At 63.2% G+C, this 13,799-nt stretch carries 11 protein-coding genes; 6 read left to right on the top strand and 5 right to left on the bottom strand.

Going from position 1 to position 13,799, the window contains the following annotated elements:
- Positions 1–236: 236 nt before the first annotated feature.
- From ggt to AUC71_RS13585, 6 genes are all read left to right on the top strand, one after another.
- Positions 237–1,982 (top strand): gamma-glutamyltransferase, encoded by a 1,746-nt coding sequence (gene ggt / locus AUC71_RS13610; RefSeq protein WP_069624674.1) that lies wholly within the window; start codon positions 237–239, stop codon positions 1,980–1,982.
- Between the two features lie 64 nt (positions 1,983–2,046).
- Positions 2,047–3,054 (top strand): FAD-dependent oxidoreductase, encoded by a 1,008-nt coding sequence (locus tag AUC71_RS13605; protein WP_069624676.1) that lies wholly within the window; start codon positions 2,047–2,049, stop codon positions 3,052–3,054.
- A complete protein-coding gene (thiS, locus tag AUC71_RS13600; RefSeq protein ID WP_069624673.1) occupies positions 3,032–3,229 on the top strand; it encodes a sulfur carrier protein ThiS in 198 nt (65 codons plus the stop codon). Before AUC71_RS13605 ends, thiS begins: the two co-directional genes overlap by 23 nt.
- Positions 3,229–4,017 carry a thiazole synthase gene (locus AUC71_RS13595; protein ID WP_069624672.1) on the top strand — a complete coding sequence of 263 codons (789 nt, stop codon included), beginning with the start codon at positions 3,229–3,231 and terminating at the stop codon, positions 4,015–4,017. The genes thiS and AUC71_RS13595 overlap by 1 nt, the downstream gene beginning before the upstream one ends.
- A 1-nt stretch (position 4,018) precedes the next feature.
- Positions 4,019–4,651 carry a thiamine phosphate synthase gene (locus tag AUC71_RS13590; protein ID WP_069624671.1) on the top strand — a complete coding sequence of 211 codons (633 nt, stop codon included), beginning with the start codon at positions 4,019–4,021 and terminating at the stop codon, positions 4,649–4,651.
- A gap of 131 nt (positions 4,652–4,782) precedes the next feature.
- A complete protein-coding gene (locus tag AUC71_RS13585) occupies positions 4,783–5,715 on the top strand; it encodes a CHAD domain-containing protein (protein ID WP_204376727.1) in 933 nt (310 codons plus the stop codon).
- On the opposite strand, the gene pqqB is transcribed toward AUC71_RS13585, so the two are convergent.
- From pqqB to AUC71_RS13560, 5 genes are all read right to left on the bottom strand, one after another.
- The gene (gene pqqB, locus AUC71_RS13580) at positions 5,712–6,650 is read right to left on the bottom strand and encodes a pyrroloquinoline quinone biosynthesis protein PqqB (protein ID WP_069624669.1); all 939 of its coding nucleotides are present in this window, start codon (positions 6,648–6,650) and stop codon (positions 5,712–5,714) included. The two genes, AUC71_RS13585 and pqqB, sit on opposite strands and share 4 nt — an antisense overlap.
- A 75-nt stretch (positions 6,651–6,725) precedes the next feature.
- Positions 6,726–7,700, bottom strand: a complete 975-nt coding sequence (locus AUC71_RS13575) for a PQQ-dependent catabolism-associated beta-propeller protein (protein WP_069624668.1) — start codon at positions 7,698–7,700, stop codon at positions 6,726–6,728.
- A 16-nt stretch (positions 7,701–7,716) separates the two neighbouring features.
- The gene (locus AUC71_RS18880) at positions 7,717–10,803 is read right to left on the bottom strand and encodes a quinoprotein dehydrogenase-associated putative ABC transporter substrate-binding protein (protein ID WP_141701709.1); all 3,087 of its coding nucleotides are present in this window, start codon (positions 10,801–10,803) and stop codon (positions 7,717–7,719) included.
- A 133-nt stretch (positions 10,804–10,936) separates the two neighbouring features.
- The gene (locus AUC71_RS13565) at positions 10,937–12,865 is read right to left on the bottom strand and encodes a PQQ-dependent dehydrogenase, methanol/ethanol family (protein ID WP_069624667.1); all 1,929 of its coding nucleotides are present in this window, start codon (positions 12,863–12,865) and stop codon (positions 10,937–10,939) included.
- 376 nt (positions 12,866–13,241) lie between these two features.
- Positions 13,242–13,700, bottom strand: a complete 459-nt coding sequence (locus tag AUC71_RS13560) for a LuxR C-terminal-related transcriptional regulator (RefSeq protein WP_069624666.1) — start codon at positions 13,698–13,700, stop codon at positions 13,242–13,244.
- Positions 13,701–13,799: the final 99 nt, after the last annotated feature.

Here is a 13,799-nt window from a genome sequence, read left to right as displayed (position 1 = left end):
ACCCGCGGAGACCTGTTAAGGACTTGCGCCACGCGGCGCGTCACCCCCTTCGGGGCCAAGCCCCTCGGGGGCCACTTCATGCCTCGTGCCGCAAGGCAGCGAGAAATTTTGGGCCGCCCGCGCTCGAGTACGCCTCGTGCTCAAGCAGGCCGAAGGCCGGTAGCACATCAAAGGAAGCGCGGTAGCGCAAAAAAAGGCGTCGCGGTGACGGACTCGCGTACCCCAAAAAACCTTCTATGCTGCGCCGCATGTTCCGCCCCTTCCTCGCCGCAGCGCTGGCGCTTCTGCTCGCCGCCGCGCCCGCGCAAGCCCTGGACCTTCCCGAAGGCGCAAGCGGTCTGACGCCGAAACCGCTCGTCACGGCCAAGAACCACATGATTGTCGCCGCGCATCCGCTTGCCGCGGAAGCCGGCCTGGCGATGCTGCGCCAGGGCGGCAGCGCGATCGATGCCGGCATCGCGGCGCAGATGGTGCTGACGCTCGTGGAGCCGCAGTCGTCCGGCATCGGCGGCGGCGCCTTCATGCTTTATTGGGAGCAGGCGGCGGAGACGCTGACGAGCTATGACGGCCGCGAGACCGCGCCCTCCGCTGTGACGCCCGAGCTTTTTCTCGATGCGGACGGCAACCCGCTGTCGCGGCCCGAGGCCATGCATAGCGGCTTGTCGGTCGGCGTGCCTGGCGTACTCGCCGCCCTCAAACTGGTGCACGATGAATACGGCAAGTTGCCTTGGGCGGAACTGTTCCAGCCCGCGATCGCGCTCGCCCGGGATGGATTTTCCGTCTCGCCCCGCCTCGCCAAGATGCTCGCGGGGAGCGATCCGGAAAGCTTCGCCCCGTCCGCCCGCGCCTATTTCTTCGATCAGGACGGCGCGCCACGGCCGGAAGGCTACACGCTCAAAAATCCAGAGCTTGCCGAGACGTTCGACATCATTGCCCGCGAAGGTCCGGATGCCTTCTATAAGGGCGCCATCGCCGCCGATATCGCGAGCGCCGTGCAGAACGATCCGCGCAAGCCTGGCGCGCTGTCGGCCGGCGACCTCGCGGCCTACACGGCCGAGCCTCGCATGCCGGTTTGCATGCCCTATCGCGGGCGCAGCGTTTGCGGTGCGGGACCGCCGTCATCGGGCGGCGTCGCGATCGGCCAGGTGCTCGGCATCTTGGAGCCCTTCGATCTCGGTCCGGCTCCCTTCACGCCGGAGGCCGCCCACCTGATCGCCGAGGCCGAACGCCTCGCTTACGCCGATCGCGGGCGCTATCTCGCCGATCCCGGTTTCGTCGCCGTGCCCCTAGATGGCTTGCTCGACGCGAACTATCTCGCCGAGCGCCGCAAGCTGATCGACCCCGAACGCGCGCAAGAGACGGTCACCGCCGGGACGCCGCCTGTCATCCCGCTCAGCGCCTTCGGCCGCGATCGCACCAAGGAGCGCGGCGGCACCAGCCACGTCTCCGTGGTGGACGATGCGGGCGACGCCTTCTCGCTGACCACCAGCATCGAAACGTCCTTCGGCGCGCGGACCATGGTGCGCGGCTTCCTACTCAACAACCAGCTCACGGATTTCTCTTTCCTGCCGGAGGATGCCGCGGGCCGCCCCATTGCCAACCACGTCGAGCCGGGAAAAAGGCCGCGCAGCTCCATGGACCCGACCATGATCTTCGGCGCGGACGGCGATTTGGACTACGTGCTGGGTTCGCCCGGCGGCCCCGGCATCATCATGTTCAACCTGAAGACCATCTTCGCGCTGTTGGACTGGCAGATGGATGCGGCGCAAGCCGCGGCGCTGCTCAATTTCGGCAGCACGCAGGACGTGGTCCTCATGGAGCCGGAGCCGGCGTGGGACCCGCTGGCCGCGAGCCTCGAAGCCAAGGGTCACAAGGTCCGCCGCATGGACATGACCAGCGGCGAGCACATTATCGCCGTGACGCCGGACGGGCTTGAAGGCGGGGCCGACCCGCGCCGCGAGGGCGTGGCTCTCGGCGATTGAGCGCGAGGGCTGGACAGAAGCCGCCGTCCAGGGCATCCCCTCTAGCGAGGCAACCCATATAAAGATGACAAGTACTCCCCTCAAAATTGCGATCCGCGGCGCCGGCATCACCGGTCTCTGGCAAGCGCTGACTTTGGCGCGCCGCGGCCACCAGGTGATCCTCGCCGAACGCTCGGCCGAGCCCTTCGCCGATGCCTGCAGCCCCTATGCCGGCGCCATGCTCGCGCCACGCTGCGAGGAGGAAAGCGCCGAAGCAATCATCCGCGAGCTCGGCGAGCGCGGTATTGCCCTCTGGAAGGAGGCCTATCCCGGCCTTGTGGCGCAGGGCAGCCTGGTCGTCGCCCCGGCGCGCGACCGCAGCCTGCTCGACCGCTTCGAGCGCATGACCGAGGGCGCCGGCCGTCTCGATGGGGCAGCGCTTGCGGAGCTCGAGCCCGGCCTCGCGCCGCGCTTCGGCACGGCCCTTTATTATGCGGGCGAAGCCACCACCCGAACGCAGCGCTCGCCTTCCTGCTCGGCGAGGTCCAGGCGGCCGGTGTCGCCGTTCAGTTCGGCATGGAGACCATTCCGCAAGGCGCCGGATCTGATCGTCGATTGCCGCGGGCTGGCGGCCAAGGACGGCCTGCCGACCCTGCGCGGTGTGCGTGGTGAGCGCATCGTGGTCCGCGCGCCAGAAATCGATATCCAGCGTCCGGTGCGCCTGCTGCATCCGCGCTTTCCGCTCTATCTCGTGCCCTGGGGGGACGGCCTCTACATGGTCGGCGCCACGGCGATCGAACGGGAAGACGGGGGGCCGGCCACCTTGCGTTCGGCGCTGGAGCTCCTGAGCGCCGCCTATGTGCTCGATCCCGCCTTCGGAGAGGCGGAGATTCTGGCCCTCGGAGCCGGCGTTCGCCCCGCATTCTCCGACAACCGGCCTAGGATTATCCCCTTGAACGGCTATATCTATGTCAACGGCCTCTACCGGCATGGCTTTCTGCTCGCGCCGGTCATGGCCGAGCTAGTCGCCGACTATCTGGAGACCGGCGCCACCAATCCGGAGGTATTCGTTGCAGATCCTGCTCAACGGTGAGCGTTTCGTGACCGAGGCAACAAGCCTCGATGAGCTATGCGCCGCGCTCGGCTTCGCCGATGCCAAGGTGGCCACGGCCGTCAATGGCAGCTTCGTGGCCGCAACGGCGCGCGGCAACACGCAGCTCACCGAGGCTGACGAGGTCGAGATCGTGGCGCCGAGGCAGGGCGGCTGATGCTCGAGCTTTACGGCACACGCTTCACCTCGCGCATGCTGCTCGGCACGGCCGGGTACGCCTCGCCCGATATTCTGCGCCAGGCGGTCGAGGCTTCGGGCGCGGAGATCGTCACTGTTTCTCTTCGCCGGGAGTCGGCGCGCGCCCGCACGGGCCAAGGGTTCTGGGCGCTGATCGAGCAGCTCGGCCGCCGCGTGCTGCCCAACACCGCCGGCTGCCATACGGCGAAGGAGCCAATCGCCACCGCTCAGATGGCGCGGGAGCTCTTTGGCACCAATTGGATCAAGCTCGAAGTCATCGCCAACGACGACACGCTTCAGCCGGACCTGTTCGGACTGGTGGAGGCCGCAGGCGTGCTTTGTGCCGAAGGTTTCGCGGTGCTGCCCTATACGACCGAAGACATGAGCGCCGCGGAACGGTTGATCGCCGCGGGCTGCGAGGTGCTGATGCCGTGGGGCTCGCCCATCGGCTCGGCGCGCGGTCTCGCCAACCGCTCCGCGCTGCAGACGCTCCGCGCTTACTTTCCCGACACGCCGCTCATCGTCGATGCGGGCATCGGCGCCCCCTCCCACGCGGCCGAAGCCATGGAGATGGGCTATGACGGCGTGCTGCTCAACACAGCCGTCGCCAAGGCCGGCGACCCGGTGAAAATGGCGGAAGGTTTCGCGAGCGCGATCAAGGCCGGCCGGCTGGCCTATGAAGCGGGCATGATCGAGCCGCGCGACATGGCCTCGCCCTCGACCCCGCTTGCCGGGACGCCCTTCTTCAAGATCGATCACGCCTCCTGACGTGGTCCATCTCGATCCCTTCTATCCCATCGTGCCAGACACGGAGTGGCTCGCGCGGCTTCTGCCGCTAGGGATCAAGCTGGTCCAGCTTCGCATTAAGGATCAACCCGCCGAGATCGTCCGCGCCGAGATCGCCAAGGCGCTGACGCTGTGCGCCGTGCAGGACTGCCAACTCGTGGTCAACGACTATTGGCGTGAGGCGCTGCACGCGGGCGCCGATTTCGTGCATCTCGGCCAGGAGGACCTTGCGGACGCCGATCTCGCCGCCCTCAAAGCCGCGCGCGTCAGGATCGGCATCAGCACCCATAGCGAGCAAGAACTCGATGTGGCGCTCGCCGCCGGCCCGGATTACGTGGCGCTCGGGCCCATCTACCCGACCTTGCTCAAGAAAATGCCCTGGGCGCCGCAAGGTCTGGCGCGGCTCGCGGCGTGGCGAAAAAAGGTCTCATGCGCCCTCGTCGCCATCGGCGGCATCACCCCGGAGCGGGCGCCTGGCGTGCTGGACGCGGGCGCCGACAGCGTCGCCGTCATCACGGACATCATGACACACCAACATCCTGAACTTCGGACCGGAAATTGGGTCGCTGTCACACAGCCCTGGCGACAGTTATCAACAGGTTCTGCACACGCCTGACAGGCGAGTTTAAGGTTGACCCGACTGCCCCTGAAAGGAATGATCGGCAAACGGGGACAAGGACTGATGCGGGAACAGTGATGAGTTACCGGCTCGATCCGGCCATGCCAGTGAGCGAGGCTTTACGCTCTGTGGCATTGACCGAACTGGAGATCGCTCACACCTCCCTGGCGACTCCGCCTGACCGCCACACCGGCGTGCACAGCGCGCGCAAGTGCTTCAAAAGATTGCGCTCTCTCCTGCTCCTGGCCCGGCCAGGCATGCCTGAGCCGGTGTTCGCCAACCTGACGGCGCGCGTGGCCCGCATCGGCAAGGGGCTTGCTGCCGCCCGCGACGCCCAAGCCCTGCTCGATGCCGTCGACAAGCTGGAGGAAAACACCGAGGCCGATCTTGGTGACGCCCCGATGCAATCCGTGCGCGGCTGGCTACACAAGCGCCGACACGCAGCCGAGCAGAACCTGGAGCAGACCACCGCATCGGAAGCCATGCACATGCTTCTGGAGCTTCGCCCCGGCTTCGCAGGATTGGCCGTCTATCCGGACGATTTCACCCCGCTCGCCAAAGGCCTCGAGCGCTGCTACGCAGCGACGCGGAAGCACTTCAAGGCGGTGTTCGACTCCGACGATGCGGAGGAGATGCATGAGTGGCGCAAGGGCGTCCAGCATCATTGGCGGCAGATGCAACTGCTCACGCCATGCTGGCCCTCGGAGCTTTCCGCCCGCGCCGAGGCTGCGCGCGCCCTGTCGCAATTGCTCGGCGAAGACCATGACATCGCCATGCTGATGCATCTCGTCTCGACGCCGACCATGACCTTCGGCAGCCTTGAGGACACCGCAGCCTTCATGAAGCGCTGCCGCAAACGCCACAAGGCCCTGCGCAAGGAGGCCAAGGTCAAGGGCAAGAGGCTTTTCGTCGAGAAGCCCGGCCCGTTCGCCGACCGCATTCAAGCCTATTGGACCACGGCGGCGGTCGTGCGGACAAGCCGGTCACCCCCCCAAGGCAGAGTAATGTTGTGGCGATCGGCAATGCGCGCACGGGACGCGCGGGCCAAAGCTAGGGCTTAAAGCGTCACTTCCATTCCGTCGTATGACACTTCCCAGCCGGCGCCCTCTACCGTGGCCCGCTCAGGTGAGTCGTCGCGCAGCACCGGGTTGGAATTATTGATGTGGATGAAGATTTTACGCGCGATATTAAGCGGCGCCATCTGCTCGAGCGTCCCTTTCGGGCCCGACATGTTCATGTGGCCGATGCGGTCGCCGGTCTTTTGCATCAGTCCTTGAACGATCATCTCGTCGTTGGTGTAGAGCGTGCCGTCGAAAAACAGGAGCGGCGCGCCATTGAGGCGTTCGCGCAACGGTTCGTCGAGTCCCGAGCAGCCCGGAATGAAGAAAAAGTGCTTTCCGCTCGCGTCCTCGGTGACTTTGAGGCCGACAGTATCGCCCTCTTCCGTTCCGAAGCTGCCGCCCGTGCCCTTCTCTTCGTCCTCGAGATAAAGCGGGATCTTGCCGGGAACCGTGAAGGCCTCGATGGTAAGGCCCACCGGCCCTGAAGGCCCTTCGACCGCGAATGACTCGCCCAACGCCATGGTCTCGCGCTTCACGAGATCGGGGTTCAGCACCTCGAAGATGCTGTTATCGGCAAGCACGTCGAGCACACGCGCGCTGCCATAGACCGTGAGGGGCTGGCTTTCACGCAAACACAGAAGTCCGGCCACCGCATCCACGTCGCCATTGGTCAGCACCACGGCCTTGATCGGGCTGTTGCGGGGCGGACCTTGGCGGTCCGGATGCAACTCCGGCGTCGCGTTGATCTGCTGCCTGATATCGGGTGAGGCATTCAACAGAACCCACTGGCGGCCGTCGGCGCTGACCGCGACGGAGGCCTGGGTGCGTGGCTTGACCGTCGGCAGGCCATGCCGCGCATCGACCGAGTTCTGGCCGTTGCAATTCCACTGGGGCAGACCGCCGCCCGCGCCTGCGCCGATGACTTTGATCAACATGCTAGGGGTCATGGCGTCTGCGCCCCCGCCCCGTCAAGGCAAAATGTCCGGCCTCGATCAGCGGCACGACCTGCGCTACGGCATGACGGCGACGCCCCAGGGCAAGCGTCCGACCGGCACGGACTTCTCGGCCTTCAAGCTTTCGACGTCGATGATGGTCATGTCGTTGGTCAGGCCGTTCGCCACATAAAGCTTACGCCCGTCCGGCGAAAGCTCGAGATGCCATGGACGCTGTCCCACAAGGATGTAATCCTTGACCTCGTAGGTGGCCGCATCGATCACCGCCACGCGGTTCGACGGACCAAGCGCCACGAAAACGAGCTTGCCATCCTTGGAGAAGTCGACCCCGAGTGGCTGAATGAGTTCCGGCGGTACGCCCGGAACGGCGAAGCCGATCTTCTCCAGCACCTCGTGGCTCGCGGCGTCAATCACGGCGACCGTGCCGCCCACCTCCGCGGAAACCCAGACCGTCTTGCCGTCCGGGGAGAACGTGGCTTCCCGCGGCCTCGTGTCGACAAGAACATTCGCCAGCAATTCCAGCGTGTTGTTGTCGATGAAATGGGCCATGCTCGTCGTCTCGGACGTGGCCACCGTGACTTTGGAATCGGGGCTAACGCTCATGCCTTCCGGCTCGAGCCCCACGGAGACCTCGCCGACCGTTTCACCGCTTTTGCGGTCGACCACGGTCACCAGGGCATCGTCTTCGTTGGCGATATAGAGCCGCTCGCCTTTCGGATCGACCGCCAATAGCTCCGGGTCGGGACCGGAGGGAATGCGCCGCGAGACCTCAAGCGTCTCGGTGTCGATGACCGCTATAACCTCATCATCGCCAAGAGCGACGAAAGCCTCTTTGTGATCCGGCGACATGATGATGCCGCGAGGCCGGCGACCGACCTCTATTGTCTTCTTGATTTCGAAAGTGTCCCCATCGACCACGGTGACCGTGTTGTCACGCTCATTGCTGACAAAAATCGTAACGGCGAGGGCCGGCGCGGCAGGAACGGTAAGCAGGTTCGCAAGCAGAACGACGGCTACAAATCTCAGTTTCATGAGGAGGGTCTTTGTCTCAACGGGTTTGACTGGGAAGGGAGCACTTGCTCTCGGGCGCGTCGAACCCGAGCGTGTCGGTCAAATAGTGCGGATGAAGAAAACCGTCTTGCGGCGACATGGAAACGAGCGCCTGCGGACCGATGATGAGGACAGGTTGCCGGAGCTGTCGATTCCACGGGCGGAAGGTCAGCTGCTGCCCCTTGAAGCCGGCAACCTTGAAGTCCTTTGAATTGATGTATTCGCGTAGAACGGAAACGTCCGTCTCCTGCGTGCGCGTCGCCGCCTCGCCGAATACACGCGCCGCAAGCCAGGCCGCATAATCCCGCTCGGTCATGATCCGGCCCGCCGCCTCTTCGAACGCATTTTGGAGCTGCGTCCCCGCATATTGCTCGTAGGCGCGGTGCCACGCGACCGCGACCAGACCTTGCGTCCCCACGACCGGGTCAGGGTCATAGGTACGGAACAAGAGATAGGTTCCAAACGCATCGCCAACATCCGCCGTCCAGACCACGTCATGAGACGCGGCCCCTTGCGTGAGCTCGGGCATCTTGGTCTGGATCTGCTGATGTCCGGAATCCGTCCGGCGATTGCCTGCGTCGAACTCAAACGCTCTCTCCTCGACGATCTTTCCACCGAAGCGCTTCGCCGCCCGCTTCACGGCTTGCGCATAAGCCTTGTCCTTTGCCGTCTTGCCTGTCACGAGGAACCAACGGTTCCACCGTTTCCAGATAAGATATTGCGCCAGAGCGTCGGCGCGCATGGCGTAGCTTGGCAGGATGTGAAAGACATTTTGGCGGCAGTCTTGCTCACGCAAATCGTCCTGGTCGCTGCGGACATTGAGGATGACCGAGTTCGCAGCTTCCGGAAGGTCGGCGATCGCGAGCAGGTCGCTGGGCTCAAGATCGGCGATGATCAAGGCATCGCCGATCTTGAAGATTTCCTGCGCCTTGGCGACCGGATCGCCGTCTTCTGGAACAATTTCCGGTTGAAGCACAAATTCCTGACCAAGAAATTTGCCCGTCGAATTGTTGTCGTGCACACCCAGCTTTGCGCCGGCCAGTCCTTCGTCGGTGAGGATCTTCTCAAGCAGCGAGAGCGGCGGCGGTTCCTTATAGGCTTTGCCGAGATAGTGGATGGTGATGGTCTTAGGCTCGCCACCGGGCGCTAGGTTCTGAGCAGCAACTTGAACCTGCCCAACGGCCACAAAGCAAAGCGCGGCCGCACCGAGCGCCAACAGGACGCGGCGGCTCAAAGCATTCAACGCCATTATTGGCCGACCCCGGGTTGCCCCGGAGCCCTCGTACCGCCTAACGTTTCGAGTAATTCGAGCTGCTGCAGCGCCGCCTTGTTGTTGTTGGCGGCGGCGATTTGAAGGGGCGGTTCTCCCGTCGGGCGACTTGACACCAAAGTTCGCGCCGGCCTGAGCGATCACGCCGATCAGCGGTGGATTGTCGTGAGCAGCCGCAACCATGAGCGGCGTGATCCCCTTGGCGCTCTTAGCGTTCACATCCGCACCCTTCTCAATCAGAAGCTCCGCGATCTCGACGGAGCTTGGCCCTTGGTTGAGCCGCGCCGACCGTTGTTCTACCTCGCGCTGACTGGCGACCAGCATGAGCGGCGTCAATTGCTCGGTACCCGCCGGTCCGTTCGCCGAAGCGCCCACTTCGAGCAGCGCCTTGGCGGCATAGAACTTTCCTTCGGCAAGCGCGATTGAAAGCGGCGTAAAGCCGGGCGGACCGACTTCGAGATCGGCGCCGGCTTCCGCGAGTACTTCGATCGAGGGCACGTGATTGCGAAAGGCGGCATGAGCCAGCGGGGTCCAGCCGTCGCTGTCCCGGCTGTTCACATCGGCACCGCGTTCTATGAGGAAGGTCATCATGTTTGAGTCGCGCTGCCGCGCGGCCCCGTGGAGCGGCGTCAGCCCTTGCAGATTGCGCTTGTTGATGTCGGCGCCCCGCTCCAGAAGGAGATCCACGCGTCCCTGATCGGAAGCAAGGACGGCGTTCGAGAGCTCCTGGGTCAGGTCGGCGCCATCCGCAAGCCAAGTGTCCAACCGCTCCTCGGTCACGATCTGATCGGCGCTCGCCTGCTTTTTGTCGAGTTGGGTCTGGTCGTCCGGGAGCGGCTCTAGGAAGATTTCATGAGCCGCCTGCTGACCGCGCTCGAAGAAGGACCCGTGAGATGGGATGTCACCAGGCACGATGCATTTGCTGCACTGGACGAGCGGCACGCCGTAATCGTCCAGGATCTGCTTGATTTCGTCCTTTGACGCCTCGAGCGCATCTTCCAGCCTGTACTTGAGCACCGCGTTGGTCTTCGGCATGCCGATGGCGAGGCTGAACTCGAGGGGAATCTGATCGTCCATCAGATTCACCGGCTGCAGCGTCAGCGGCGCGTCCCGCACGATCTTGACATAGCCCGCAAACGGCCCCCACACGGCGGCGACATCGAGATCGCCGTCCACCACCTCTTGAACCTGCCGCCACGGCTGCTTCTCCGGCGAAAGGTCCGCATCGTGGCTAATGACATGAATGCTGACATTGTCCCGGACGCCATGCTTGGCTAATGCCAGCCGGATTCCGGAGTGTTGAAACGCTCCTAAGCGTAATGTCTTGAGCCGTGGATCGTCCAAGTCCTCGAAGTGAAGACCGCTGTCGTCGCGATAGGCCAGCACATAGGTGCTGCGGTAGATGGGAATGGTCGTCAGCAGGCTTTCGTAGTCCGCCGGCATGTCGAGGAGAATGTCACACTCGTTGTTCGCGAATGTCTCTCGGGTCAGACCACGCTCAAGATACGGACGCCAGAAATAACTCACGCTTGTGCCCATCGCCCGCCCCAGAACCTCGATGATTTTATTCTGGTAGCCTTCGCGCTTGTCGTTGGAGAGCGGCATGTTGCCCGGGTCGGCACAAACGCGCAGGTTGTGCAGCTTCGTCGTGCGGGCAAGCTTCTTCGCGATGGTTTTCTCGGCGTGGGTCAGTTCGTCGAAGTTTTTCGTGCTGTCGAAAGACAACTTGTCGGCCGCTCCGGCACAAGAAGCCCAAACCGTGATTCCCAGGCAGGCGGCGATCAGCGGCAGAAGACCAGCGGGACGGAAGGTCACGTTACCAAAACTCCTACATCTAACTGGGGCGCCCTCTAAGGCGCATAGGCGGCCCCAAAAAAGGGACCGCCTACACCGATGGTCGGGCGCAGGCCGGACGATTTCCGCACCTGGCGCCCGTGACTAGGGAGAACTAGTCAGAGACCCTGAACGTATAGACGTTGGCACCCTGCGGGATCAGGTTGAGGCCCGCAGCCTTGGCCATCGCCGTGGCACCGATGGCACCGAACTTGTCGTTCAAGTCCAGACCTGCGGTCACCGGCAGGCCGATCCAGCCACCGATGCCGGAATGCACCGACACATACTGCTTGCCGCCCACCTTGTAGGTGATCGGGTTGCCGATGATGCCGGAGCCCAACTTGCGGCTCCACAGGATCTTGCCCGTGTCGCGGTCGACGGCACGGAAGTCGCCATTGAGGCTGCCGTAGAACACCAGACCGCCTGCGGTGACCATGCCCCCGCCCCAATTCGGATAGGGATCTGGGATCTCCCAAGCGGTCTCACCGGTCAAGACATTGAACTTCTTGAACTTGCCGGTGATGCCGGGCTTCTCGGGATACATGTACACGTTGGCGAACACGTAAACCGTGCCCTGCTGCGTGTGCGTGCGCTCTTGCGGCTCGTCTTCCATGCACCAGTTGTTGGTGGGGCAATAGAACATGGTCGGATCGGATGGATCGACAGCGCAAGGCTGCTGGTCCTTACCGCCCATGGCCGAGGGACAAGACGACGTGTTGACGCCAATGTTGAACGGCGAATGCGCCTTGACCTTGATGGGACGGCCGGTCTTGAGATCGACCTTCTCGGCCCAGTCCACGGTCACGAACTTGTTCGCGCGGAGCAGCGTACCGTCGGTGCGATCGAGCACATAGGCAAAACCGTTCCGATCGAAGTGAACAAGCGTCTTACGCTTCTTGCCGTCGATTTCCATGTCCACGAGGATGTTCTCGTTGACGCCGTCATAGTCCCACTGATCGAACGGTGTCATCTGGTAGGCGAACACCACCTCACCCGTGTCGACCTTGCGGCCGAAGATCGTCATCGACCACTTGTTGTCGAACGGGCCGGAGCCGAGCTCTGCATCGTATTCGTTGCACTTCTCGTGGGTATGATCGTCACCCTTGAGGGCGCAGCGCAGGCCGGGGCTCCAGTGACCCGGGTTACCGGTCGAGGCGTAGATCATCTTGAGCTCGGGGTCGTAGCTGAACCACGCCCAAGGTGCGCCGCCACCGATCTTCCACTCGCCTTCAGGATAGGTCTTGATGCCAAGATCCTTGCCGGCGGTCCCAAAATGGGGATTGGCTTTGTTGGATTCCGGCGTCAGGCACACATCCTTGTCGGAACCGGTGGAGTGGCAGGTCCACACCTTCTCACCAGTTTCGATATCGTATGCGTCCAAACGGCCGCGGGCGGCGAACTCGTCACCGCCAAAGCCGGCGATCACCAGATTTTCGGCGATCATGGCCGGGCCCGTGTGCGTCTCGCCATGCTCAGGATAAGCATGCTTGACGGTCCACAGCTCCTTGCCGGTCTTGGCATCGAGCGCGATGACAAAACCATCGAGCGTGTGGAAGACCACCTTGCCCTTGGCATAGTTGAGGCCGCGGTTGACGGTATCGCAGCAGGCGCGCGGAATGGCCGACTCGTCACGGTCGGTCGTCTTCACGTAGTTCCAGATCTGCTTCGGATTGTCCGGATCGCTGAGATCCAAAGCTTGGACCACGTTGCAGAGAGCCATGCTCGGACAGCCGCTGACGAAGAACATCATCGGCTTGCCGCCAACGTCGCTGATAACGATCGGCTGGCCCTCTTGGCCGCGCAGCGAGTTCATCGACTGCGCCCAGATCATCTCCAGCTTGCCGACGTTGTCGGTGTTGATATCTTTCAGCGGGCTGAAGCGCGTAAGAAGATTGTCACGACCAGGCGCAGGCCACTGATTGGGGTCCTGTGCCCTCTTGTCGATCTCGGCCGAAGCGGACTCATCCGCAATGACCGGCCCTGAAGCCAGAAGCAGAGCGGCGAACAGGCCCCCTGCAAGTACTGCACAATTTCGGAACCTCATCGTTTGCTCCTCCCGAAGGATTGCAAGAAATGCCGGCTTGATCGCCTACGGCGTCAACGGCGGATTTTTTGAGAAGGAGCTTCATCGGCGCGGGCGCTGAATTTCTAACGCGCTTCGCGGCACTTATTAGAGGGTATTGCCAGCAGCGATGAACCAACCTCCACGAGGCCCTAATGGGGGAACTCGATGTGTGGGAAGCTATCTGATTGGTTGCTGGAACTGTTACCAAAGCTCAGTGCAAAGCAGTGGCCGCGTGCACGCGGTGCCTAGCAGTGCAAATGGGTGCGGTTGGCTTGCCGTCTTGCCAGGACCTGGTAACACGATTGGCAAACGTCCTTGCCCATGCGCGGATAATAACCGTCTCCTTTGAGACGGATCAGAGCTCGTCGAACGGCTCGCCACGGCGCGGTCGCTCGCCGAATGTACTGCCCAAGCTGGATGGTCCCGGCAGGTATTGAATGGCGATGCGCATGAGTTCCGGTCGAGTGCGTGCGCCGAGCTTGGTCTTAAGCTGCGTGCAGATATTGGCGACGGTCTTGTAGCTCACCTCGAGCTCTTCTGCGATTTCGCCATAGGGTTTCCCTTCGGCCACAAGCGTGAGCGTTTGCAGTTCACGCGGGGTCAAACGCTCCAGCCGGTTGGTTTTCTCCCGCAAGCGGCTGAACACGACGTCCGAGGCGAGATCGTGACTGAGGTAGGAGTCTCCCCCACTGACCTTCTGAAAAGCGCGAACCACCTCCTCGGGCGGTGCATCCTTCAAAACGTAACCGCTCGCACCAAGCTCCAGCGCCCTCCCGACGATCATCGGGTCTCGGTGCATGGTCAGCACCAGCACGGGCGCTCCGTATCGATGCGGCGTAACCGGCGCAAGAACGACAGCCCGCTCAACGCGCCGGCCTGCATCGCAAGATCAACAACGATGACATCGGGTTTT

This window comes from Methyloceanibacter marginalis (assembly GCF_001723295.1).
Taxonomy (GTDB): Bacteria; Pseudomonadota; Alphaproteobacteria; order Rhizobiales; family Methyloligellaceae; genus Methyloceanibacter; species Methyloceanibacter marginalis.
Note: the sequence above shows the minus strand (reverse complement) of the source record. Positions and strands in the feature narration are given on the sequence as shown.

Bases quoted from the DNA above. Each gene is read 5' to 3' on its own strand.
- AUC71_RS13565 (WP_069624667.1), bottom strand. From the start codon at position 12,865: ATGAGGTTCCGAAATTGTGCAGTACTTGCAGGGGGCCTGTTCGCCGCT.
- AUC71_RS13575 (WP_069624668.1), bottom strand. From the start codon at position 7,700: ATGAAACTGAGATTTGTAGCCGTCGTTCTGCTTGCGAACCTGCTTACC.
- pqqB (WP_069624669.1), bottom strand. From the start codon at position 6,650: ATGTTGATCAAAGTCATCGGCGCAGGCGCGGGCGGCGGTCTGCCCCAG.
- AUC71_RS13605 (WP_069624676.1), top strand. From the start codon at position 2,047: ATGACAAGTACTCCCCTCAAAATTGCGATCCGCGGCGCCGGCATCACC.
- AUC71_RS13595 (WP_069624672.1), top strand. From the start codon at position 3,229: ATGCTCGAGCTTTACGGCACACGCTTCACCTCGCGCATGCTGCTCGGC.
- ggt (WP_069624674.1), top strand. From the start codon at position 237: ATGCTGCGCCGCATGTTCCGCCCCTTCCTCGCCGCAGCGCTGGCGCTT.